Source organism: Microbispora sp. H13382, assembly GCF_014161445.1.
GTDB lineage: Bacteria > Actinomycetota > Actinomycetes > Streptosporangiales > Streptosporangiaceae > Microbispora.
Map to the genome: position 1 here is coordinate 65140 of NZ_JABBXA010000016.1, position 23716 is coordinate 88855.

General features: G+C 72.1%; 21 protein-coding genes. 13 read left to right on the top strand and 8 right to left on the bottom strand.

The genetic code is table 11. From position 1 onward, the window contains the following. Positions 1-55 precede the first annotated feature (55 nt). Positions 56-682 (top strand): sigma-70 family RNA polymerase sigma factor, encoded by a 627-nt coding sequence (locus HHX41_RS27495; RefSeq protein ID WP_169985453.1) that lies wholly within the window; start codon positions 56-58, stop codon positions 680-682. After that, a complete protein-coding gene (locus tag HHX41_RS27500) occupies positions 679-894 on the top strand; it encodes a hypothetical protein (RefSeq protein WP_169985230.1) in 216 nt (71 codons plus the stop codon). Before HHX41_RS27495 ends, HHX41_RS27500 begins: the two co-directional genes overlap by 4 nt. Here HHX41_RS27500 and HHX41_RS27505 read toward each other — a convergent pair. After that, a complete protein-coding gene (locus tag HHX41_RS27505) occupies positions 855-1232 on the bottom strand; it encodes a DUF5319 domain-containing protein (protein ID WP_169951881.1) in 378 nt (125 codons plus the stop codon). The two genes, HHX41_RS27500 and HHX41_RS27505, sit on opposite strands and share 40 nt — an antisense overlap. A 144-nt stretch (positions 1233-1376) precedes the next feature. Further along, entirely contained in the window at positions 1377-2381 is a 1005-nt protein-coding gene (locus HHX41_RS27510) for a helix-turn-helix transcriptional regulator (RefSeq protein WP_182908285.1), read from the bottom strand. Positions 2382-2961: 580 nt separating this feature from the next. On the opposite strand from HHX41_RS27510, the gene guaB reads away from it, so the two are divergent. After that, positions 2962-4443 (top strand): IMP dehydrogenase, encoded by a 1482-nt coding sequence (gene guaB, locus HHX41_RS27515; protein WP_169985234.1) that lies wholly within the window; start codon positions 2962-2964, stop codon positions 4441-4443. Positions 4444-4476: 33 nt separating this feature from the next. Then, entirely contained in the window at positions 4477-5595 is a 1119-nt protein-coding gene (locus HHX41_RS27520; protein ID WP_182908286.1) for a GuaB3 family IMP dehydrogenase-related protein, read from the top strand. 70 nt (positions 5596-5665) lie between these two features. Here HHX41_RS27520 and HHX41_RS27525 read toward each other — a convergent pair whose 3' ends face one another. Beyond that, the gene (locus HHX41_RS27525; protein ID WP_182908287.1) at positions 5666-6328 is read right to left on the bottom strand and encodes a response regulator transcription factor; all 663 of its coding nucleotides are present in this window, start codon (positions 6326-6328) and stop codon (positions 5666-5668) included. After that, on the bottom strand, positions 6325-7440 hold the full coding sequence (locus HHX41_RS27530; protein ID WP_182908288.1) for a sensor histidine kinase: 1116 nt from the start codon (positions 7438-7440) through the stop codon (positions 6325-6327). Before HHX41_RS27530 ends, HHX41_RS27525 begins: the two co-directional genes overlap by 4 nt. A 218-nt stretch (positions 7441-7658) precedes the next feature. On the opposite strand from HHX41_RS27530, the gene HHX41_RS27535 reads away from it, so the two are divergent. After that, entirely contained in the window at positions 7659-8081 is a 423-nt protein-coding gene (locus tag HHX41_RS27535; protein WP_182908289.1) for a DUF6223 family protein, read from the top strand. 27 nt (positions 8082-8108) lie between these two features. On the opposite strand, the gene HHX41_RS27540 is transcribed toward HHX41_RS27535, so the two are convergent. After that, the gene (locus tag HHX41_RS27540; RefSeq protein WP_182908290.1) at positions 8109-9155 is read right to left on the bottom strand and encodes a LysR family transcriptional regulator; all 1047 of its coding nucleotides are present in this window, start codon (positions 9153-9155) and stop codon (positions 8109-8111) included. A 71-nt stretch (positions 9156-9226) separates the two neighbouring features. On the opposite strand from HHX41_RS27540, the gene HHX41_RS27545 reads away from it, so the two are divergent. Beyond that, positions 9227-10285, top strand: coding sequence for an SDR family oxidoreductase (locus tag HHX41_RS27545; protein ID WP_182908291.1), 1059 nt, complete (start codon positions 9227-9229; stop codon positions 10283-10285). A gap of 79 nt (positions 10286-10364) precedes the next feature. Here the strand turns inward: HHX41_RS27545 and nagA are convergent, their stop codons facing one another. Next, positions 10365-11513, bottom strand: coding sequence for an N-acetylglucosamine-6-phosphate deacetylase (gene nagA, locus HHX41_RS27550; protein ID WP_182908292.1), 1149 nt, complete (start codon positions 11511-11513; stop codon positions 10365-10367). Positions 11514-11682: 169 nt separating this feature from the next. Here nagA and HHX41_RS27555 point away from each other — a divergent pair, with 169 nt between their 5' ends. Together HHX41_RS27555 and HHX41_RS27560 are read left to right on the top strand one after the other, a co-directional pair. Then, on the top strand, positions 11683-12429 hold the full coding sequence (locus HHX41_RS27555) for a class I SAM-dependent methyltransferase (RefSeq protein WP_182908293.1): 747 nt from the start codon (positions 11683-11685) through the stop codon (positions 12427-12429). A 110-nt stretch (positions 12430-12539) separates the two neighbouring features. Beyond that, positions 12540-14300 (top strand): glycerol-3-phosphate dehydrogenase/oxidase, encoded by a 1761-nt coding sequence (locus HHX41_RS27560; protein ID WP_182908294.1) that lies wholly within the window; start codon positions 12540-12542, stop codon positions 14298-14300. Between the two features lie 3 nt (positions 14301-14303). Here the strand turns inward: HHX41_RS27560 and HHX41_RS27565 are convergent, their stop codons facing one another. Beyond that, positions 14304-15797 carry an ATP-binding protein gene (locus tag HHX41_RS27565; RefSeq protein WP_220504468.1) on the bottom strand — a complete coding sequence of 498 codons (1494 nt, stop codon included), beginning with the start codon at positions 15795-15797 and terminating at the stop codon, positions 14304-14306. A 62-nt stretch (positions 15798-15859) separates the two neighbouring features. After that, positions 15860-17800: a beta-propeller domain-containing protein gene (locus HHX41_RS27570; RefSeq protein ID WP_182908295.1), complete on the bottom strand. Its 1941-nt coding sequence runs from the start codon at positions 17798-17800 to the stop codon at positions 15860-15862. A gap of 116 nt (positions 17801-17916) precedes the next feature. On the opposite strand from HHX41_RS27570, the gene HHX41_RS27575 reads away from it, so the two are divergent. From HHX41_RS27575 to HHX41_RS27595, 5 genes are all read left to right on the top strand, one after another. Continuing rightward, positions 17917-18510, top strand: a complete 594-nt coding sequence (locus HHX41_RS27575) for a TetR/AcrR family transcriptional regulator (RefSeq protein WP_182908296.1) — start codon at positions 17917-17919, stop codon at positions 18508-18510. Then, positions 18507-19394 (top strand): alpha/beta fold hydrolase, encoded by an 888-nt coding sequence (locus HHX41_RS27580; protein ID WP_182908297.1) that lies wholly within the window; start codon positions 18507-18509, stop codon positions 19392-19394. The genes HHX41_RS27575 and HHX41_RS27580 overlap by 4 nt, the downstream gene beginning before the upstream one ends. Positions 19395-19457: 63 nt before the next feature. After that, the gene (locus tag HHX41_RS27585) at positions 19458-21014 is read left to right on the top strand and encodes a succinic semialdehyde dehydrogenase (RefSeq protein WP_182908298.1); all 1557 of its coding nucleotides are present in this window, start codon (positions 19458-19460) and stop codon (positions 21012-21014) included. Positions 21015-21027: 13 nt separating this feature from the next. After that, positions 21028-22746 (top strand): GMC oxidoreductase, encoded by a 1719-nt coding sequence (locus HHX41_RS27590; RefSeq protein WP_182908299.1) that lies wholly within the window; start codon positions 21028-21030, stop codon positions 22744-22746. A gap of 56 nt (positions 22747-22802) precedes the next feature. Further along, positions 22803-23699 carry a class I SAM-dependent methyltransferase gene (locus HHX41_RS27595; protein WP_182908300.1) on the top strand — a complete coding sequence of 299 codons (897 nt, stop codon included), beginning with the start codon at positions 22803-22805 and terminating at the stop codon, positions 23697-23699. Positions 23700-23716 lie beyond the last annotated feature (17 nt).

Consider the following 23716-nt stretch of genomic DNA (forward strand, 5'->3'; position numbering starts at 1 on the left):
TGTGACCAATCCGTAGCCGTTAACCATGACGACATCAACGATCGCGACGGGCATCATGCCTAACGTGACCGAGGGATGCGTCGCCGACGCCGCAACTGGGGTAAGGCTTGCGACGAGATCGGATGAGTCCGACCTCAGGGAACTGACCAGCCTTGCCGTACAGGGAGATCGCACCGCGATCGAATCACTGCTGGGACATCTGCGCCCGATGGTGGTCCGGTACTGCAGGGCTCGACTGGGCAGGGTGTCCGGTCAATACCACATCGCCGACGACGTGGCCCAGGAGGTGTGCATCGCGGTGCTGTCGGCGCTGCCGCGCTACCGCGACATGGGCCGTCCGTTCGCGTCGTTCGTCTTCGGCATCGCCTCCCACAAGGTGGCCGACGCCCTGCGGAGTTCGGTCCGCTCGGCCGTGCCGACGCAGGACCTGCCGGACGGGCCCGACGAGGGCCCCGGGCCGGAGGAGACGGTGGTGCGCTACATCGAGGCGCAGCACGCCAGGGACCTGCTGTCCCGGCTCCCGGACACCCAGCGCGAGCTCCTCATTCTGCGGGTGGTCTCGGGCCTGTCCGCCGAGGAGACGGGTAATGTACTCGGCATGTCACCGGGTGCCGTCCGGGTCGCGCAGCATCGCGCGCTGGCGAGGCTCCGGCAACTGGCCGAGTTGGAGTCGATTGCGTGACCACGAAACGTCGTCGTACGGCCCGCCATCTGCGGTCGTACGGCGATGCCGACGTGGAGGGCGACGTAATGCGGACGGACGCCGTCCTCGACGCGCTCGCCCGCCGCGAGCCGGTCGGCGGCACGGACGCCGCCGTCCGGTTGCTGGGCGCGCTCGTGGTCGACGTGGACAGTCAGCGGCTCTCCTCCGTGTCGATCACGCCGTCCACGTAGCCCCGGGCGTACTCCCAGCTGACGTAGTCGGCCGGATCGGGCTGGTAGGCCGGCTCGTGGACCTGCGGCCGGCCGTTGTCGATCATCTGGCGCAGGTTGCCGCGCAGCAGGTCCCAGTCGAAGTAGTGCTGCTCGCCGCACTCCGGGCAGTCGAGGACCAGCCCGAGCACGCCCTGGGGTTCGAGCAGGGAACGGAAGACCTCCACGTCGGCGAGATCGGTCAGCGCCTCGTCGCGCTCGGCGAGCGTCAGCGGCTCCACGTCGTCGGGCGTGCCAAGCTCCGCCGCGGGGTCGTTGGGGTCATCCGCGAACGGGTCGCGGGGGACGTCTTCCAGCACGCATCCCACCTTATGACCACCGCCCCCTCCACGAGGATAAGTGCGCTTCATCTGCTCGTCGGGCCGTGGCCCGGGACTCCGGTGTCACAGCCTCGGCGGCACGGAACCTCGGTGACACAGGCCTCGGTGACATGGACCCGGGCGTCACAGCCAGCCCCGGCGGGCGGCCTCCACCCCCGCCTGGAACCGGGACTGCGCCCCGAGCTCCGACATCGCCTCGGCGAACCTGGCCCGCACCGTGCGCACGGACACCCCGAGGTGGCGGGCGACGGCGTCGTCGGACAGGCCGTGGGCGGCCAGCCGTAGCACCTGCAGCACGCTGCTGTGCGGGGAGATCGGCGCGGCCCGGGCCCACAGCTCCTCGAACAGCGCCCGCAGCGCCCCCACCGCCACCGGAGCGTGGACCAGGTAGCAGTTGTAGGAGTGCTCGGGCAGCGGGACGCCCCACTCGGCGGGCAGCCCCGCGGCGCCGTCGCCCAGCGCGAAGAACCAGCTCGGCACCGCGTCGAGGGCACGCAGCCTCGCGCCCGCGGCGGAGAGCCGCCCGCACACCTCCCGTACGGCGGGCGAGGTCAAGGCGTCGAGCGTCACGACCATCCGCAGGCGCAGGATGCCGTCGGCGGCGGCCTGGAGCCACTGGCCGCCATATCCGTCCGCGAACCGGGCCATGGTCCGGTGGTCCGGCACGGCCATGACCAGCTCGGCGGGGGGCGCCTGCAGCGCGAGGCCGATCACGCTCTCGCACAGCTCGTCCGCACCGCTCATCGGCTCGACCGAGAACCGGCCGCTGCGCCAGTCGCGGCCGGCGTCGTAGTGATGGGCCAGGCGTCCGGCCGCGGCGAGCACCTCGTCGATCTGGCGGGTCTCCCTGGCCATGCGGTCCAGCCTCTCGGCCACCAGCCGTCCGATCGCCGCGGCCGGATGCCGCGCGAGGAACTCCTCCCGCCGCCGGTTCACCGCGCCGAGCCGTACGAGCTCGTCCAGGGCGTCGAGCACGTCCTCGGCGGGCCGGCCGACCGCCTCGGCCAGCTCCGTCAGCGTGGCGCGGTGCAGCCGCAGCATGGCGGTGTAGAGGGCCGCCTGGTCGGGGGAGAGCCCCAGGCTTTCGAGGGGGCCGGTCTGTGGATCGGCGTTGCGCGTCGTACTCATGCTCGCTCCGTCGGTGGTCACGCTGGTCGCACAGCGCTGATCACATTGCAGATCACATTGGCCGCAGTGGTCGCACCGGTCGCATTGGCCGCGCTGGTCCATGGGGCGAAAACGTTTCCCGGCGTCCGGCGCCCCGACTTCCGCCTCATCTCGCCTCGCTCCGCGTGAGAATAGCGCGGCTTTTCCTTGTTGTCCGTCCTGTTCACACATTCGGCCCGGTTGGATGTGGCGGCTTTTGTATGGATGTGAGTGATCGCATTTTGTTTCGGTCGCAGTTTCGAAAGCGCGAAATGCATCTTTGTGCAGTTGCACGTTACGCCATTGCGCATGGACGCTGTGTGACGCATCCTTGACTCAGCGTTAGCCGGGAACGCCGCGTCTGCCGGGCGCGGAGGGGGGCTCGACGGCGTGGCGGGCGCGACGCGCGGAAGTGGGGGGACCGGAAGCCGGTCCCCCCACTTTTTGTGCCGTCCCTCTTGACAGGTCTGCCGGATGCGGTTTGGGGCGGCCACTAGACTGACCTCGGGTCTGGCGAGGGACCCACGCGCGAGGGACCCACAGCGCAGGAGGGGTGCAGCAGATGGCCAAGTTCACCGAACCGGGACTCACGTTCGACGACGTGCTCCTCGTTCCCGCCTATTCGGACCTGCAACCGGGGGAGGCCGACACGGCGACGCGGCTGTCCCGGAGCATCACCCTGCGGATCCCGCTGGTGTCGGCCGCGATGGACACGGTCACCGAGGCGCGCATGGCGGTCGCCATGGCGCGGCAGGGCGGCATCGGCATCCTGCACCGCAACCTCTCGATCGAGGAGCAGGCGCAGCAGGTCGACCTGGTCAAGCGGTCCGAGGCGGGGATGGTCACCAACCCCGTGACCTGCTCACCCGAGGACACCCTCGCCGACGTCGAGCGGCTGTGCGCCACCTACCGGATCTCCGGGGTCCCGGTCACCGACGCGGACGGCGTGCTCGTGGGCATCGTCACCAACCGGGACATGCGGTTCGAGAGCGACCAGAGCCGGGCCGTGCGCGATGTCATGACCCCGATGCCGCTGGTCACCGCGCCGGTGGGCGTCGACCGCGACGAGGCGTTCCGGCTGCTGCGGCAGAACAAGGTCGAGAAGCTCCCGCTCGTGGACGAGGCCGGTCGCCTGCAGGGCCTCATCACGGTCAAGGACTTCACCAAGAGCGAGCAGTACCCGATCGCGACCAAGGACGCCGACGGCCGCCTCATGGTCGGCGCGGCCGTGGGCGTCGCCGGCGACGCCGAGGAGCGCGCCATGACACTGATCGAGGCGGGTGCGGACGTCATCATCGTCGACACCGCGCACGGGCACTCGCGGGGCGTGTGCGACATGATCGCCAAGATCAAGGCCAACGGCCGGGTCGACGTCATCGGCGGCAACGTCGCCACCCGCGCGGGCGCGCAGGCACTGGTCGACGCCGGCGCCGACGCGGTCAAGGTGGGCGTCGGGCCCGGCTCCATCTGCACCACCCGGGTCGTCGCGGGTGTGGGCGCCCCGCAGCTCACCGCCATCTACGAGGCTGCGCTGGCGTGCGGCCCCGCGGGCGTCCCCGTCATCGGCGACGGCGGCCTGCAGTACTCGGGCGACATTGCCAAGGCGCTGGCCGCCGGGGCCGACACGGTCATGCTGGGCTCGCTGCTGGCCGGCTGCGAGGAGTCGCCCGGCGAGCTGATCTTCATCAACGGCAAGCAGTTCAAGTCGTACCGGGGGATGGGCTCGCTGGGCGCGGTGCGCAACCGCGAGCGCGGCGGCGCGTCGTTCAGCAAGGACAGGTACGCGCAGGCCGAGGTGTCCGGGGAGGACAAGTACATCCCCGAGGGCATCGAGGGCCAGGTGCCCTACCGCGGCCCGGTCGCGGCGGTGGCCCACCAGTTGGTCGGCGGTCTTCGGCAGGGCATGTGGTACACCGGCTCCCGGACGATCCAGGAGCTGCACGAGAAGGCGCAGCTCATGCCGATCACGGCGGCCGGGCTCAAGGAGAGCCACCCGCATGACATCCAGATGACGGTCGAGGCCCCGAACTACCACGGGCGATAGTTCGTACCGGAAGAAACGGAAAGAACAGGCGATATGACACAGGTGGAGATCGGGCGCGGCAAGAGCGGACGGCGTGCCTACGCGCTGGACGAGATCGGCATCGTGCCCTCCCGGCGCACCCGCGACCCGGAGGAGGTGTCGATCTCCTGGCAGATCGACGCCTACCGGTTCGACTCTCCGCTCGTGGCGAGCCCGATGGACAGCGTCGTGTCGCCGCAGACGGCCATCGAGATCGGGCGCCTGGGCGGACTCGGCGTGCTCGACCTCGAAGGGCTCTGGACCCGCTACGAGGACCCGGCGCCGCTGCTGGAAGAGGTGGCCACCCTCGACCGGGAGGCCGCGACCCGGCGGCTGCAGGAGATCTACACCGCGCCCATCAGGGACGAGCTGATCGGCCGGCGCATCGAGGAGATCCGCGCCGCCGGCGTCACCACCGCCGTACGGCTGTCGCCGCAGCGCACCGTGCAGCACCACAAGGCCGTGATCGACGCGGGCGTGGACATCTTCGTGATCCGCGGCACCACGGTCTCCGCGGAGCACGTGTCGGGCCGGGCCGAGCCGCTCAACCTCAAGCAGTTCATCTACGAGCTCGACGTCCCGGTCATCGTGGGCGGCTGCGCGACGTACACGGCTGCACTGCACCTCATGCGGACCGGCGCGGCCGGCGTGCTGGTCGGCTTCGGCGGCGGCGCCTCGCACACCACCCGCAACGTGCTGGGCGTGGTCGTGCCGATGGCCACCGCGATCTCCGACGTGGCCGCGGCCCGCCGCGACTACATGGACGAGTCGGGCGGCCGGTACGTCCACGTCATCGCCGACGGCGGCATGGGCGGCTCCGGCGACATCGCCAAGGCGATCGCCTGCGGCGCCGACGCCGTCATGGTGGGCTCGCCGCTCGCGCGGGCCAGCGAGGCCCCCGGCCGCGGGTTTCACTGGGGATCGGAGGCCCACCACCCTGAGCTGCCGCGCGGCAAGCGGGTCGAGTTCGGCACGATCGGTACGCTGAAGGAGATCCTGCACGGCCCGTCGTCGCTGGCCGACGGCTCGATGAACCTGCTCGGCGCGCTGCGCCGCACGATGGCCACGGCCGGATACTCCGACCTCAAGGAGTTCCAGCGCGTCGAGGTGGTCGTCGCCCCGCCGCAGCGCTGAGCCGTCACCCGGAGCGGGGCCCGGCCCCGCTCCGGACATTCGGCCCCCGTACAGGACACCGGGCGCCGCGTCAGCGGCCGCGCGGGGTCACCAGGCCGGACTCGTAGGCGAAGACCACGAGCTGCGCGCGGTCACGGGCGTGAAGCTTGGCCATGGCCCGGTTGATGTGGGTTTTCGCGGTCATCGGGCTGATCATCATGCGGTCGGCGATCTGGTCGTTGGACAGGCCGTGGGCGACCAGGGCCACGGCCTCGCGTTCGCGGTTGGTCAGATCCTCCAGCTCCACGTCGGCGTCCGTCTGTAGCGGCTGGGTGACGTACCGGTCGATCAGCTTGCGGGTGATCGACGGTGCGAGCAGGGCGTCGCCACGCGCGGCGACGCGGACGGCGTGCAGGAAGTCTTCCGGCACGATGTCCTTGACGAGGAAGCCGGCGGCGCCGGCGCGCAACGCGTTGAAGACGTACTCGTCCAGGCCGTAGTTGGTCAGGATGACGACGTGCACCCCGGCCAGGGCCGGGTCCGCGGCGATACGCCGGGTCGCCTCGATGCCGTCGACGACCGGCATCTGGATGTCGATGAGAGCGACGTCGGGCAGATGTTCCCTGACCAGGGCCAGGCCCTCCATCCCGTCGCCGGCCTCGGCGACCACCTCGATGTCGTCTTCGAGGTCGAGAAGCGCGCGGAATCCGCTGCGAAGGAGCGGCTGGTCGTCGACCAGCAGGACCCGGATCACGGCGTCCGATCCACCGGGAGTTCGGCGTGCACGGTGAAGCCGCCCTCGCCGCGCGGCTCCGCGCGCAGGTGACCGCCGAGGGCGGTGACCCGTTCGCGCATGCCGAGCAGTCCGACGCCGGGCACGGGCGCGGTGCCGGGCGTGGCCTTTCCGTCGTCGTCGACCCGCACGACCAGGGCGCCCGGACGGTAGTCGATCCGGACCGCCGCGGTGGTGGCGGACGCGTGCCGGGCGATGTTGGTCAGTGACTCCTGGACGATCCGGTACGCGGTCCGGTCCACCGCGGCCGGCACGTCGTCGCGGTGTCCCTCGATCGTCAGGGTCGCGTCGAGGCCGGTCGTCCGGGCCCGTCGCACCAGTTCCGGGACGTGGTCGAGCCCGTGCGCCGGGTTCTCGCCGTCGTCACGCAGCGCCTCGAGGGTCGCCCGCAGTTCGCGAGCCGCCTCACGGCCGGCCTCCCGGATCGCCAGCAGGGACTCCGGCACCTGTTCACCCCGCTTGCGTGCCACGTGCACGGCGACCTCCGCCTGCACCTTGATGACCGAGATCTGGTGGGTCAGCGAGTCGTGCAGCTCCCGCGCGATGTGCAGCCGCTCCTCGTCGGCCCGGCGCCGCGCGGTCTCCTCACGGGTGCGCTCGGCCTCCTCCGCCCGGCGCTCGGCCTGCCGCAGCGCCTCACCCGCGGCGCCGGCGGCGATCAGCCAGGCCAGTTCGAGGGCGCCGCGGGCCTGCGCGAGCGCCGCGCCCGTGTCGTGCAGGCCCGACGCCAGGGCCGCGAGGGCGAGAGCGGCCAGCATCGTCACACTCGCCGCCACCGTGACGGCGCGGTGTCCCGCCCGCATCGCGGCGTACACCGCGAACAGGTACGCGACGGCGGGCACGTCGAAACCGGCCGCCTGGTAACCCACCGCGCACAGCCCGGTGACGGCCAGGACGGGAACCGGCGCCCTGCGGCCCGCGGCCAGTGCCAGGCCGCCGGCCGCCAGCAGCGTGTAGCCGACCGGATCGAGGTCGGTCGCCTGGTGCTGCTTGGACAGCCCGGTGACCAGCAGCGTCGCCGCCACGCAGACGGCGATCGCCCAGTCTCTGACACCGGACCGGACTGTCCTCATGCGCGCACCCTAGCCGGATGCCGGCGCGGGAGGCTCCTCCGCGCGGGTGATCGGTCGCCTACCGCGTCCGCGGTACTTCCACCGCTCCTGCGGCCTCCGCGGCAGCCGGGTGCGGCGTCGGCGGCAGCGCCGATCGCCCGCTCGCGGCGGACGACCGGCGGCGGGTCCGGCGGACATGCTCGGGTGACGTCCCGTCGTACGAGGAGAAAGAGCACCTCATGCCCGTCCGTCACCTGTTCGCCGCCGCCTCGACCGCCCTGCTCGGATATGCCGGTCGGGCCACGCCGTCGGCGGCGCATCTCCTGGTCCAGCCGGCCGGCGTCGGCGCCTACACCATGACCGCCGGACGTCTGTGGGCTCTTGCGGCCATGCTGCTGGGGCTGGTCGGCGTGGTCGTCGGCGGGTTGGCTCTGGCCCGCGCCGCCGGCCGTATCGGTATCGGCGACGCGAGAAGCGGGGCCGTCGTGGCCCTGGTGGCCGGGCTGGCCGGCACGGTCATCGGCGGGCTGGTCGTGGCCGCCGCCGACGGTGGTCCCGGCACGGGCTACGGAATAGTCGGGGGCTACCTCGCCCTGGTGGTGGGGCCGGCCGGCGCGGTCGTCGGCGGGCTGGCCCTGACCCGCGTCCGACGCACCGGCTGACCGGCCGATAGCCGTCCGCGGGGGTCCTCAGCGAAGGGCGCGTACGTGGGTGGGCACCAGGCACGCCGCACGCCCGAGCGTCGCGATGAAGGCGGCGGCGAGGGGATCGGGACGGCCCCGCGTGTAGGCCGTCATGACGCGCTCCACGGGCGGCCGGGGCCACAGCACGCGTCCGTCGAAGTGGGGCGGGATGACGTTGGCGGGCACCAGGGTGGGACCCAGCCCGGCGGCGGCGAGGACGGGCGCGGCGGCGGTCTGCTCGGTGCGTACGGCGGCCCGCGGCGGGAAACCGGCCGCCGCGCACGCCTGGTCGAGGATCTCGCCGAGCCCGTTGCCCGGCGCGAAGTGCACCCAGTCGCGGTCGGCCAGCGCCGTCAGGTCCACAGTGTCCGCGCCGTGCACAACCTCCACGCCGTCCACGCCGTCCGCGCCGTCCGCGCCGTCCGCGCCGTCCGCGCCGTGCGCGCCGTCCGCGCCGTGCGCGCTGTCCGTGCCGTCGGTGCCGTCGCCGCCATGCACGCCGTCGGTGCCGTGGCCCGGGCGGCCCGCCGGGTCGTCGGCGGGCAGCACGACGAGGAACGGTTCGGTGCCGAGCGGCGTGACCGGGCCGTCCCAGTCGCGCGGGGCCGGCCCGATCGCGAGGTCCGCCTGGCCGGCCAGCATCGCCTCGCGCAACTGCTCGGCGTGCGGATGCTCGAACAGCCTGACCCGTACGCCGGGATGCGAGCGCCGCCAGGCACGGAGCGCGGGCGGCAGCACGCCGAGGCTCACCGAATAGAGGGTCGCGACCTGGAGCTCCCCGGTCTCCAGGCCGCCGGCCTGTCGTGCCGCGCACCGCGCCCGCTCCGCGTCGGCCAGCGCGGCCCGGGCGTGCGGCAGCATCGCCCGGCCCATCGCGGTGAGCCGTACCGCTCGGGGGAGACGTTCGAGGAGCGGGCCGCCGATGTCGCGTTCGAGCGCCCGCACCTGGTGGGACAGCGCGGGCTGGGACACGTGGAGGAGTTCGGCCGCCCTGGTGAACGACCCCTCGTCCACGATCGTGACCAGGTATTCGAGCTGCCGCAGGCTTGCCATGAATAGATGTTATTGGATGCGTGAAAGGCATGTCTTGGACTAATCACCGCTGCTTGCCCGAAGCTTGAGCCATGAACACGGACAACAAGGTCGCCCTTGTCGTCGGGGCGAACGGCGTCATCGGCCGCAACCTGATCGACCACCTCGTGGAGCTCGGAGACTGGGACGTGATCGGTCTGTCCCGCCGGGGCGGGGGCGACGCGGGCCGGGTCAGGCACATCGCCGTGGACCTGCTGAACGCCGACGACTGCCGGGAGCGGCTGCGCGGCCTCGACCGCGTCACGCACGTCTTCCACGCCGCCTACCAGGACCGGCCCACCTGGGCGGAGCTGGTGCCGCCCAACCTCGCCATGCTGGTCAACGTCGTCGAGGCCGTGGAGGCCGCCTCACCCGGCCTGCGCCACGTCAGCCTGATGCAGGGCTACAAGGTGTACGGCGCGCACCTCGGGCCGTTCAAGACACCCGCGCGGGAGGACGACCCCCACCACATGCCGCCGGAGTTCAACGTGGACCAGCAGAACTTCCTCGAAGAGCGCCAGAAGGGCAAGGCGTGGACCTGGTCCGCGCTGCGCCCCTCGGTGGTGTGCGGGTTCGCCCTCGGCAACCCGATGAACCTCGCCATGGTGATCGGGGTGTACGCGGCGATCTCCAAGGAACTGAGCCTGCCGCTGCGGTTCCCCGGCAGGCCCGGGGCGTACCGCACCCTGCTGGAGATGACCGACGCGACGCTGCTGGCCAAGGCCACGGTGTGGGCGGCGACCAGTGAGGCGTGCGCCAACCAGGCGTTCAACATCAACAACGGCGATCTGTTCCGGTGGGAGGAGATGTGGCCGGAGATCGCCCGCTTCTTCGACCTGGAGGTGGCGCCGCCGCTGCACATGTCGCTGGCGGAGGTCATGGCGGACAAGGAGCCGCTGTGGGACGCGATGGTCGAGCGGCACGGCCTGGCGAAGCACTCCTACCAGGAGGTGTCCTCGTGGGCCTTCGGCGACGCGGTCTTCTCCTGGGACTACGACTTCATCGCCGACGGCTCGAAGGCGCGGCGGTTCGGTTTCCACGAGTTCGTCGACACCCGGAAGATGTTCCTGGACATCTTCGCCGGCTTCCGCCACCGCCGGATCATCCCCTGACCGCGCCGCGCCCCCACCGGTCCTCCGCCCGGCAGCGCCCGGGGCGGCACGGCACGGAGAGCGGTCCCGCGGCCGCCGGTCAGGGGTGGCGGACCCAGGCGCCGCGACGCATCACGCCGGCGACGTCCAGGTCGTCGCCGAGCACGACCAGATCGGCATACTTGCCGACCGTGATCGAGCCGACCTCGCCGTCCAGGCCGAGGACACGGGCCGGGGTCAGGGAGGCCATGCGGGCGGCGTCCACCAGCGAGCGCCCGACCTCCCGCACCGTGCGGCGGAAGGCCACGTCCATCGTGAGCGTGCTGCCGGCGATCGAGCCCGGTCGCCCCGGGGTGTCGGAGGCGAGCCGGGCCACTCCGTCGACGACGTCGACGGTCATCGGGCCGAGCGGGTAGCGCCCGTCGCCCATGCCGGCGGCCGCCATGGCGTCGGTGATCAGCGCCGTACGGTCCGCGCCCGCCGCGTCCATGGCCAGGCGCAGCATGGCCGGGTGGACGTGGACCCCGTCGTTGATGAGTTCGACCGTCACCCGCTCGTCCTGCAGCAGGGCGGCGATCGGCCCGGGCGCGCGGTGGCCCAGCGAGGGCATCGCGTTGTAAAGGTGGGTCGCCACGCTCGCCCCCGCCTCGATGCCGTCGAGTGTCTGCTCGTAGGTGGCGTCGCTGTGACCGAGGGCGGCGACGATCCCCTCGGCGGCGGCGTCCCTGATCACGTCGAGCGCGTTCGGTAGTTCCGGGGCGATCGTCAGCATCCGCACGTGCCCGCACCCGGCCTTGACCAGCGCACGGAACTCCGCCCGGTCCGGTTCGCGCAGCAGCGTGGGCTCGTGCGCGCCGCACCGCGACCGGGCGATGTACGGCCCCTCGAAGTGGATGCCGGCGACCAGGCCCTGCTCGCACAGGTCGGCGAGTGTCGCCGCGGCCCGCGTGAGCGTGTCGGGCGCGGCGGTGACCAGGCTGGCCATGAGGGTGGTCGTGCCGCGCCCGAGGTGGAAGGCGGCGACCTCGGCGGCGCTCGCGGGGTCGCCGTCGGGGAAGCTTCCGCCGGCGCCGCCGTGACTGTGGATGTCGACGAAGCCGGGGACGACGGTGCGTCCGCCCAGGCCGAACCCGTCGCGCGGCGCCTGCCCGCGCCCGATGTGGGTGATCCTGCCGTCCTCGATGGTCAGCCAGCCGTCGTGGACGCCGTCGGGAGTGACGACGCGGGCATCGGAGAGAGTCACGCTCATGCCGCCATCCTCGCGTGTGCGGCCCGCGCCCGCCGCTCCGGGTCCGGACGCCCCCGCCGTACGGGGACGTCCCGATTTCAGCGGAAAGCGCTCATTAGTGCAATAAGTCCTCATAGTGGTGCGAATAGCAATCCTGTACATGGCAGTGAGCCAGAGGTAAGAACTTACGGTGGTGAATTCGCGTGCGAACTATGGTGTGGACGCCCCCGGCGTGCTGGCCGGACTGACACTGGGCGGCATCGCCGAACTGGCACTCGCCGCCGTGCTGTTCGGGGTCGGCCTGCCCGTCCCGGCCGTCGTGCTCCTCGTGGGCGGGATCGCGCTCGCCGCGGGTGCGGCGTTGTTCGCGCACACCACGCTTCGCGGCAAGTTCCGGGTCTGGGACGCCGAACTCGACCGGCTCGGGCTGAAGGGGGACGAGCAGGTCCTCGACCTGGGCTGCGGCCGGGGCATGGTGCTGCTGAAGGCCGCCGGGCGGCTTTCCGGCGCCGGCAGGGCCGTCGGCGTCGACCTGTGGGTGACGAAGGACCAGTCGGGCAACAGCCAGGACGCCACTCTGGCCAACGCGCGCGCGGAAGGGGTCGCCGGCCGGGTGGACCTGGTCACCGGCGACATGCGTGACCTCCCGTTCGACGACGCCGCGTTCGACCTGGTCGTCTCCAGTCTCGCCGTGCACAACATCGTCCAGGAGGAGGGCCGTGCGGAGGCGGTGCGCGAGGCCTTCCGCGTGCTCAAACCGGGCGGTCTGCTGCGGATCGCCGACTTCCGCAACGCACACCGGTACGCGGAGGTGCTGACGGAGTGCGGCGCCGCCGACGTCGAGGTCTACGATCTCGGCTGGCGGTTCTGGTACGGCGGGCCGCACGCCCGTACGTCGATGGTCGCCTGCAGGCGCCCCGGTGTGGGGGAGAGGTGACCGACATTTCCGGAGATCCTTGGGAAAGGCGGCGGAAAGAGTGGATTCCCGGGTAGCTACTCATGGGTAGATTTACCCAGCAGAGGTGAAAGCGGTACAGAAGGAGCCCTATGACGGCGAGGATGGGCACGGCGCGACTCGGCCCGGCGGAACGCACCGCCGCCCTGGCGCGGATGGAGGCGCAGGAACTCGACGTGGTCGTGATCGGCGGCGGCGTGGTCGGCGCCGGCGTCGCGCTCGACGCCGTGACCCGAGGGCTCTCGGTGGGCCTCGTCGAGGCGCGCGACTTCGCCTCCGGCACGTCGTCCCGGTCCTCCAAGCTGATCCACGGGGGGCTGCGCTACCTGGAGCAGTTCAACTTCGACCTGGTCAGAGAGGCCCTGCGGGAGCGGGCCCTGCTGCTCAAGCGGATCGCGCCGCACCTGGTCAGGCCGGTGCCGTTCCTGTATCCGCTCACCCACGCGGGCTGGGAGCGGCCGTACATCGGCGCGGGGCTCGCGCTCTACGACACGCTCGGGCTGTCCTTCGGACTCACCCGGGGCGTGCCGGGGCACCGCCACCTGACCCGCCGCCAGGCCCTCCGGGTGGTCCCGTCGCTGCGGCGGTCGGCGTTCACCGGCGCCGTGCAGTACTGGGACGCCCAGGTGGACGACGCCCGCTACGTGATGACCACGCTGCGCACCGCCGCGACGTACGGCGCGCACGTCGCCTCGCGGGTGCAGGCGGTCGGCTTCCTCCGGGAGGGGGAGCGGGTCACCGGAGTGCGCGTGTGCGACCTGGAGACGGGCGCGGAGCTGGACGTGCGGGCCCGCCAGGTCGTCAACGCGACCGGCGTGTGGACCGACGACATCCAGCAGCTCGTCGGCGGCCGGGGGCAGATCCACGTGCGGGCGTCCAAGGGCATCCATCTCGTGGTGCCGCGCGACCGCATCCACTCGCGCAGCGGCCTGATCATGCGTACCGAGAAGTCCGTGCTGTTCGTCATCCCCTGGGGACGGCACTGGATCATCGGAACCACCGACACCCGCTGGAATCTGGACAAGGCCCACCCCGCCGCCTCCCGGGCGGACATCGACTACCTGCTCGACCGGGTCAACTCGGTGCTGTCGGTGCCGCTGACCAGGGACGACGTCGAGGGCGTGTACGCCGGGCTGCGGCCGCTGCTGGCCGGGGAGTCCGAGGAGACCTCCAAGCTCTCGCGCGAGCACGTCGTCGCCCACCCCGTGCCGGGGCTGGTCATGGTGGCCGGCGGCAAGTTCACGACGTACCGGGTCATGGCGGCCGACGCCGTGGACGCGGTCGCGCTCGGCCTCGACCAGCGCGTGCCGCCGTCGTGCACCGACCAGGTGCCGCTCGCCGGCGCAGAGGGCTACCAGGCCCTGTGGAACTCCCGCCATCGAATGGCGCGCGCCTCCGGGCTGCACGTGGCCAGGATCGAGCACCTGCTGGAGCGGTACGGCTCGCTCATCGACGAGGTGCTGGCGATCATCGAGCGCGACCCCTCGCTCGGCCGGCCCCTCGACGGCGCCGACGACTACCTGCGCGCGGAGATCGTGTACGCCGCGACGCACGAGGGCGCCCGGCACCTCAACGACGCGCTGACCCGGCGCACCCGCATCTCGATCGAGACCTTCCACCGGGGTACCGCGGTCGCCCGGGAGGCCGCCGAGCTCATGGCCGGCCCGCTCGGCTGGGACGGCGAGCAGGTCAAGCGGGAGGTCGAGTACTACACCAAGCGGGTCGAGGCGGAGCGGGCCTCCCAGGAGCAGGACACCGACCAGGAGGCCGACGCCATCCGCCTCGGCGCGCCGGAGATCGTCCCCGTCGCGCCCCCGCGTGACCTCGCGAAGTCGCGGGGCACCGGGAACTGACCCTCAGGCGAAGGGGATCCACGCGCGGCCGTACAGTGCCGGCAGGTCCACGAGGAGGACGGCAGGGTCTCGCGCCGCCTCGGCCCGGAGGTCGTCGTCGAAGCCGGCTCCGCTGTAGCAGGCCAGTACGGTTCCGGAGGTGTCGTAGCCCTTCGCCGACAGCAGGTCGCGGGCCCGGCGAAGGCGCTCCAGATGGCGCATGCCCATGAGCTTGTCCCACTTGGCCTCGCCCAGGGACCTGACAGCCCGGGGCTCGCCGGGATAGGCGGGGCCGAGGACGGCCACGTCCACGTCGATCTGCGTCCTGGCCACGGGGTCGGCCACCGTGCCGGCCGCGACCTCGCCGATGCCGCCCTCGCCGAAGTGCTCCCGGCCGTGGCGCAACGCGTACTCCCGGCAGAGGGTCTCGAAGTGCGGCCCCATCACCTTCGACAGGAAGCGCTGACGGGAGCGCCGCCAGACTTCCTCGGCGAGGCCGAGGCCGAGGTCCGACCACTCCGGACGCATGATGGCCTGGTAGAAGGTGATGAGCGGCTCCGCGATCCGGTACCGCGTCCGTCCCGGCCGGAAGGCGTCCTTCTCCCTGACCAGCAGCCCGCAGTCCTCCAGGACGTTGAGCGGATGGGCGATGTCGGAGGACTTGTACCCGATGTGACCGGCGATGCCGCCCCAGGTGTTGTTCCCCGCCGCGACCGCGGAGAGAACCGAGTGGTAGAGGGCGGGGTCGCGGATGTCGGGCTCTTCCGCGAGCAGGTAGCGCCCTTCCCGGAAGAGCGACGTTCTCCGGTCGAGGACCGTATGGACCACCCATCGGTCGAAGTCCTCGACCGACTCCGGCCGGTCACCCAGCACGAACTCGTCCCGATAGGCCGGGGTGCCGCCGACGACCGCGTGGAGCATCGCCGCCAGGCGAGGGTCGTCCTGCACGCCCCAGAACTCTGCGGCGTCCCGGTAGGACAGCGACTGGATCACGAGCTCCAGGCGGGCCCGGCCCCGTAGCGGCGCCTGCCCGGAGAGGATCTTGCCCATGACCGACAGTGCGGAGCCGCAGATCAGCACCCGCGCGTTGCTCGCGCCTCCGTGCGTGCGGCCGCGCAGGTCGATCTCCTGCTTGAGAATGGACGGCAGAGCCGGGTTCGCCTTCATCAGATACGGGAACTCGTCGATGATCAGCGGTGTCGGACCGTCTTCGGCCAGCGAGAAGAAGAAGGTGAGCGCGTCCCGCCAGTCCGCGAACGGGTAGCCCACCGGGGAGCCGGTGTGTCTGGCCAGGGCCATGCCGAACAGGCGGAGCAGCTCGATCTCCGTGCCTTCCGTCGCCTCGAAGTAGAAACCACCGAGAGCCTCGGCCAGGTTCTTGAGCAGAAATGTCTTTCCCTGCCTGCGGCGGCCGCTGACGACGCCGAAGGCCACCTCCGCCTGGGTGCCGGTCGCGAAGGACGTCAGCGCCTCCCACTCCCAGGTCCGGTCGAAGATGTGTCCCGGTTTGGCCACCATGAGCGATCACCCCGCCACTGAAATACGGTTCGCTTAACCGTATTTCAGTAGCAGGTGCGTCGTCAGGCGAAGGGGATCCACGCCCGGTCGGCGAGCGTGGCCGCGTCGCTGACCTTGAGGCCGCCGTCGGACAGGGTCCACAGGTCGTCGCCGATGACGAGGGAACGGCGGATGCCCTGGTCGGCGGGGGCGAAGTCGCTCCTGGCGGGCTGCCGCGGGTGGCTGACGACGCCCAGCTTGGTGATCTCACGGTCGCCCACCCGCAGGGCGAGGGCCGAGCTGCCCGCGATCCCGCCGTCGGCCCAGTTCGCGAGCGGGAGTACGGCCAGCCCGGTGGCGGGCCAGTAGAGGAAGGCATGCGGGTCCCACTCGGCCTCGGAGCCGGACTGCTCCTGGTGGAACCGCGACAGCACGGCGGGCGCGGCCGGGTCGGCGACGTCGAACAGCGAGATCTGCGTGCCGAGCATGCGGCCCTCCCCGCTCGCCTCCTGGCCGATGCCGATCAGCCGCCCCTCGCCCGCCGGGTGGAGATAGGCGGAGAAGCCGGTGATCTTCAACTCGCCGGTGACCTTCGGCGCGGCCGGGTCCCGCAGGTCCAGCGCGTACAGGGGGTCGGTCTGGCGGAACGTCACCACGTAGCCGAGGCCGTCCATGAACCGGACCGAGTAGATCCGCTCGCCCCTGCCGAGGCCCGTCACCGAGCCGGTTTGTGCGAGTGTGCCGGCGTCGAGCACGTACACGCCGCTCTCGCTGCCGCCCGGGCTCGCGCCGAACACCTCCGCGCCGCTGGTCGTCGCCACCCGCAGATGGCCGTCGTACTCCGACAGGGAGTACTGGTTCAGCAGCCGGCCCGGCACCGATCCGGAGGTGACGTAGCGCGGGGCGCCGGGGGCGGAGACGTCGAAGCGGTGCACCTCCGTGCGCTCGGGTGGCGCCTGGGGCGTGGCGGCCGAGGCGTCGGGCATCGGCACCACGTCGACCGGGCGGGCCGCCCACCAGCGGGGATTGCTGGTGACGTAGAGGCTGCCCGCGGCGCCGTACACGGTGTCCCCGTCGGCCGCGACCGCGATCGGGGTGAGTGAGCCGAACGGCGTGGCGGCGGCCAGATCGATCGTGTGGACGGTCAGCATCGAGGTGCCGGTGAACTGCTCGGGGTGGCTGACCCGGTCGCAGCCGACCCGCTCGGTGCGGCTCGCGCCGCCGGACTCGACGTCGTACGACGGCAGCCACGCGTCGGCGGGGGCGGACAGCACGGCCTGACGGTTGCCTTCGAGCAGATCCTTGTCCGGCTCGTTCTGCTTCGGCGCCGGGAAGGCGATCGCCGGCTGGGACCGGACGACGAGCCGCACCGTGGAGCCGGTCTGCCGGGCGTCGACGTGCTGCCCCCGCACGGTCATCGCGCCGAGGACGCGCGGCTCGCCGGACAGGTCCACGAGCACGTATCTCGGGCCGCCGGGACCGACCCCGGTCTTGGCCGTCGCCCCGAACGGGATGATCCCGCCGCCCTGGAACAGCACGAGCGCGCGGTCGCCGTGGACCAGCAGGTCGGCCTGGGCCCACGACTGGTCCTCGGCGACGAGACGCAGCGTTCCGGTGACCTTCCGGCTCCTCGCGTCCACGACGCGCAGCACGCCTCTCGTGACCGTGATCACCCGATTGCCGTCGGTCTTGACCAGGTCGGGCTCGTCCACACCCGCCTCGTGCGTGTTCGTGGTCGAGTGCGACGGCTGCTCGGACGTCGCCTCCTTGGCGGCGGCGACGTCGGATCGGGCCGCGAAGAGCATGTTCTCCCCGAAGCCCCAGGGGGTCACGTTCCGCGCGGCCGCCTGCCGTAGCCCTTCGGTCAGCTCGTCACAGTCGGTGTAGGCGACGAGCCGCACCTTGCCGGTCAGGTCGGCCGGAGAGGGCGGGAAGTCCTGTGCCGTACGGCCACCCGCGCAGCCCGTGGCTCCCGTGGCCAGCAGCGCGGCGAGAACGCCCGCCGTACGAATCGATGTCCTCATGCCCCCAAGACGGATCGGATTCCGCTCCGGTTCGACGTTCCTTCAGCCTTGGAGTCCAAGATACAATCTAGGGGCATTAGGAAAAAGCTAATGTCCTTAGGAAGAGGGGTGGGCGCATGGGGCGGGCCGGGTTGACGGCGGATCGGGTGACGCTCGCCGGTGCCGAGCTGGCGGACGAGGCCGGGCTCGACCACGTGACCATGTCGGCGGTGGCGCGGCGGCTCGGGGTGAAGGACGCCAGTCTCTACGCGCACGTACGCAACCTGGAGGACCTGCGCGGGCGGATCGCGCTGCTGGCGGCGGACGAGAAGACCCTCCGCATCGCGGAGGCGATCGCCGGGCGGGCCGGGAAGGACGCGCTGGTCGCGTACGCGAACGCCTGGCGGCAGTACGCCCACGACCACCCGGGCCGATACATGGCGACGCAGATCCCGATACAGATCGATCCCGAGCTCGTGGCCCGGGCGCCCGGGCCACGACGCGCCGTCGAGCTGACCTACGGCATGCTGCGCGCCTACGCGCTGGCGGAACCCGACCTGACCGACGCGGTCCGGCTGATGCGCAGCACGCTGCACGGCTTCACGAGTCTCGAGGCCGCGGGCGGGTTCGCGCACGCGCGGCCGGCGGAGGACTCGTGGGTCCGCTGCCTCGACGCCCTGCACACCCTCCTTGAGCACTGGCCCCCGCGCGACGAAGGAGACCCCGCATGACCAGCCCGACCACCGGCCGCCTGCGCGTGGACGGCGCCACCCTGCACTACGAGGTGCGCGGCACGGGCCCGCTCCTGCTGCTGATCCCCGGCGGCACGGGCGGCGCGGCCGCCTACGACGGGGTCGCCGACGACCTGGCCACCGATTACACGGTCGCGTCCTACGATCCGCGCGGCCTCACCCGCAGCCCTCTGGACGACCCGGAGGCCGAGCAGTCGGTCGCGCGGCACGCCGACGACGCGGTGCGGCTGCTGGACCTGCTGTCTCCGGGCGCGCCCGCCCGCGTGGCCGGCTGCAGCTCCGGCGCGATCGTCGCCCTGCACCTGCTCACCGCCCATCCCGAGCGCGTCGAACGCGTCGTGGCGCACGAGCCGCCGGTGGTCGAGGTGCTGCCGGACGCCGCCGAGCACCGGGCGCTGCTCGCCCGCGTCGGGGACACGTTCCGCCGGGAGGGGCTGATGCCCGCGGCCGCGGTGTTCGCGGCCGGTCTCAGGCGCCCCGGCGCCGGCCCAGTCGACGCCCCAGTCGACGCCCCAGTCGACGCCCCGGCCGACGCCCCCGCCGGCTCCCGGGCGGCCACCGAGTTGCCACCACAGGCGGCGGCCCGAGCCGAGCGGACGATGGCGGACATGTCCTACTTCCTCGGGCGTATCGTGCCGAGCTTCATGGCGTACACGCCGGACGTGGCCCGCCTGGAGGCCCTGTCGGACCGGCTCGTGCTCGCGGCCGGAGCGGACTCACGCGGTGAGCTGCCCTACCGTCCCGCCGCCTTCCTGGCCGAACGCTTCGGCACGGAGCTCGTCCACTTCCCCGGCGGGCACACGGGGCTCACCACGCATCCCGCGGAGTTCGGGAAGACGCTCCGCGCGGTGCTGAGCGCGTAACCGCGGCGCGAGGGTGATTACTTACCGGTAGCCACGAGCGGAGCTCCGGAATATTCTTCCGCCATGGGTGCCATGAATCGGACGCTCGACGCGGCCATGGTCGACCGGATCCTCACGCACGTCTCCTCGGAGGGCAAGACGCGGGAGATCCTCGCGCCGTTCACCGGCGAGGTCCTGGCCGAGGTCCCGATCTCCACCCCCGAGGACGTCCGGGCGGCTTACGCGAGGGCCAGGCAGGCGCAGGAGGCCTGGGCGGCGCTGCCGGTCCGGGAGCGGATCAGGCCCTTCCTGCGGCTCCACGACGCGATGCTCGACCGCCGCCAGGAGTTGCTCGACATCGTGCAGTGGGAGACCGGCAAGGCGCGGCGCCACGCGTACGAGGAAGTGGCGGACGTGGCGGGCTGCACGCTCTACTACGCGCGGCGGGCACCCGGGCTGCTGGAGCCGCAGCGCAGGCAGGGCATCTTCCCGATCGCCACCCGGGCCACCGAGCTGCGCCATCCCAAGGGCACGGTCGCGGTGATCAGCCCGTGGAACTACCCGCTGGCCCTGGGCGTCACCGACGTGGTCCCCGCCCTGATCGCGGGCAACGCGGTCGTGCACAAGCCGGACATCCAGACCCCGCTGTCCACGCTGTGGACGATCGACCTGCTGGCCGAGCTGGGCATGCCGCGCGACATCTGGCAGGTCGTGCTCGGCGATCCGGAGGACATCGGCGACCCGCTGATCGACGGCGCGGACTACGTCGCGTTCACCGGCTCGACGCGCGGCGGGCGCAGGATCGCCGAGGAGGCGGCCAAGCGGCTCATCGGCTGCTCGCTGGAGCTCGGCGGCAAGAACCCGATGATCGTGCTCGACGACGCCGACCTCGACGTCGCCGCGCAGGGCGCGATCCGGGCCTGCTTCACCAACGCCGGGCAGCTGTGCATCTCGATCGAGCGGCTCTACGTGCACGAGGCCGTCGCCGGTGCCTTCCGCGACAAGTTCGTGCGGGCGGTGGAGAACATGAAGATCGGCCCAGGTCTCGACTGGGACCTGCAGATGGGCTCGCTCACCTCGCAGCGGCAGCTCGACGGGGTCACCGCGCACGTCGAGGACGCGGTCGCCAAGGGCGCCACCGTGCTGACGGGCGGCAGGCCGCGTCCCGACCTCGGCCCGTTCTTCTACGAGCCGACCGTCCTCGACGGCGTCGGTGAGGAGATGGCCGTCTGCCGGGACGAGACGTTCGGACCGGTCGTGTCGCTCTACCGCTTCAGGGACGAGGATGAGGCGGTCCACGCGGCCAACGACACGGCGTACGGGCTGAACGCCTCGATCTGGACCGGGGACGTCGCGCGGGGCCGCCGTCTCGCCGCCCGGATCAAGGCGGGCACCGTCAACATCAACGAGGGGTACGGCTCGGCGTACGCGTCCTACGACGCGCCGATGGGCGGGATGAAGTCGTCCGGGCTCGGCCGCCGCCACGGGACCGAGGGCCTGCTGAGGTACACGGAGGTCCAGACGGTGGCGAGCCAGGCCACGTGGCTGGGCTTCGAGCCGATCCTCGGCATGACCTACGACAGGTACGCCGACACGCTCGCGGGGCTGCTCAAGACGATGAAGCGGCTGCACCTCAAGTGAGAAAGGCGGGGCGTTGGACTACGACGTCGCGGTGATCGGGTCGGGATTCGGCGGGAGCGTGGCCGCGCTGCGGCTCACCGAGAAGGGATACTCGGTCGGCGTCCTGGAGGCCGGCCGGCGGTTCGACGAGAAGACCTTCCCCAAGACCTCCTGGCGGGCCAGGGACTTCGTGTTCGCACCCGCGCTCGGCCTGAAGGGCATCCAGCGCTTCCACGTCCTGCGCGGGCCCAACGGGGTGATGGTGATGGCCGGCGCCGGGGTCGGGGGCGGCTCGCTCGTCTACGCCAACACCCTGTACGAGCCGCTCGACCCGTTCTTCGACGACCCGCAGTGGCGCCACATCACGGACTGGAAGGCCGAGCTCGCGCCGTACTACGACCAGGCCAGGCGGATGCTGGGCGTGGTGGAGAACCCGACGGTGACCGCCGCCGACGAGGTGATGAAGAAGGTCGCCGAGCGGATGGGCGTCGGCCACACCTTCCATCTCGCGCCGGTCGGGGTGTTCTTCGGCGAGCCCGGCGTGGAGGTCGGCGATCCGTACTTCGGCGGGGTGGGGCCGCGCCGCCGGGGCTGCACCGAGTGCGGCGAGTGCATGACCGGCTGCCGCCACGGCGCCAAGAACATGCTGATCAAGAACTACCTCTATCTGGCGGAGAAGGCCGGGGCGAGGGTCCATCCCGAGACCACCGTGACCGGCGTACGGCCGATCGAGGGCGGCTACGAGATCACGGTGAGGCGCACGGGACCGTTCGGCCGCACCCGGACGCTGACCGCCGGGCAGGTGGTCTTCGCCGCCGGCACGTACGGCACGCAGCACCTGCTCCACCGGCTCAGGGCGACGACGCTGCCGCGCCTGTCGGGCCGGCTGGGCGTGCTGACCCGGACGAACTCCGAGGCCCTCCTCGGCTTCGAGCGGCTCACGGCGAAGGGGGAGAAGCTCAACCGGGGCGTGGCGATCACCTCCTCGATCCATCCCGACCCCGAGACGCACATCGAGCCGGTCCGGTACGGCGACGGCTCCAACGCCATCGCCGCGCTGCGCACGCTGCTGATCGACGGGGGCGGCCGGGTCCCGCGCTGGCTGAAGTTCCTCGGCGCGGCGTTGCGGCGGCCCCACCTGGTGCCTCGGCTGTTCAACCACCGCCGCTGGTCGGAGCGCACGATCATCGCCCTCGTCATGCAGGCCAAGGACAACTCGATCACGCTCTCGCTGAAGGGCGGCAGGCTGAAGGCGGGCCCGGGCCACGGCGAGCCGAACCCGACCTGGATCCCCGCCGGGCACGAGGCCGTCCGCCTGGCGGCCGAGGAGATCGACGGCCTTGCGGGCGGCTCCTGGCTCGACCTGTTCGACATCCCCGCCACCGCGCACTTCCTCGGCGGCTGCGCGATCGGCGACTCGCCCGAGACCGGCGTCATCGACCCCTACCACCGGGTCTACGGATACGAGGGGCTGCACATCGTGGACGGTTCGGCCGTGTCGGCCAACCTCGGCGTGAACCCCTCGCTCACGATCACGGCCCAGGCCGAGCGGGCGATGGCGCTGTGGCCCAACAAGGGCGAGCCCGACCCCCGGCCCGCCCTCGGCTCCCCGTACGCGCGGCAAACGCCGATCGCGCCCGTGCGGCCGGTCGTCCCGGCGTCCGCGCCGGGCGCGCTGCGCCTGCCCATCGTGGAGATCATCCACCGCGCGGCCCCCGGCTCCCCGCCCCCGGCAGAGCCCGCGCCCTCCTGATCCGGCATCCGATCGGCCCTATCGTCAAGATCTTCACGGCGGTTTACGCTCGACGCGTGCAGGCCGAGGGACCCAGCGGGACCGCGCTCCACACGGCGGCGGCACGCGCCGCGCACCTGGTCGTCGACGGCGAGCCGGTCGTCTTCCGCGATCCTCCGGCGTACGCCGTGCTCGGGGAGTGCGCGGCGGATCTGGTGGGCCTTCATCGCGCGATGGGCGACCATCCCGTGCTCGCCGGGCTGCGCGCGGCCGTCGTCACCCGGAGCCGCTACACCGAGGGGCGCCTGGCCGACGCCGTTCGGCGGGGCGTCCGCCAGTACGTGATCCTCGGCGCGGGGCTGGACTCCTACGCCTGCCGGTCGGCCTCGGGGCCGGTGGAGGTCTTCGAGGTGGACCACCCGGCCACCCAGCGCTGGAAACGGGAGGCGTTGAAGCGGGCGGGCCTCCCGGCGCCGCCCCGCCTCACGTACGTCCCCATGGACCTGGAGGACGGCCGCGCGGTCGACCGGCTGGCCGCGCACGGCTTCGATCTCGCCCGGCCCGCGTTCGTGAGCTGGCTCGGCGTCACCGCGTATCTCACCCGTCAGGCCGTCGCCCGTACGCTGGCCGGGCTCGGCCGCCTCGCCCTCGGCAGCGAGATCGTCGTGGACCATCTGCTGCCCGAGGACCTGCGCGGCCCGCGCGCCCGGGCGTACGCCGAGACCCTGATGCCGCTGCTGGCCGAGCGCGGCGAGCCCTGGCAGACGTTCCTGAGCCCGGCGGAGGCGGCGGACCTGCTGGAGGAGCACGGCCTCGAGGTGATCGAGCAGGTGCCGGAGCGCGACGCCGTCGATCCGGCGTTCTGGGCGCGTTCCGACGCGCTGGCCTCCAGTGAGATCTCGGTGCTGACCCGCGCCCGCCCGCCCGGCCGCCCGCGCGGCACGGCCGGGCGGGACGCGTCACCGCGCCGATAGACTGGCGTTACCGCCTC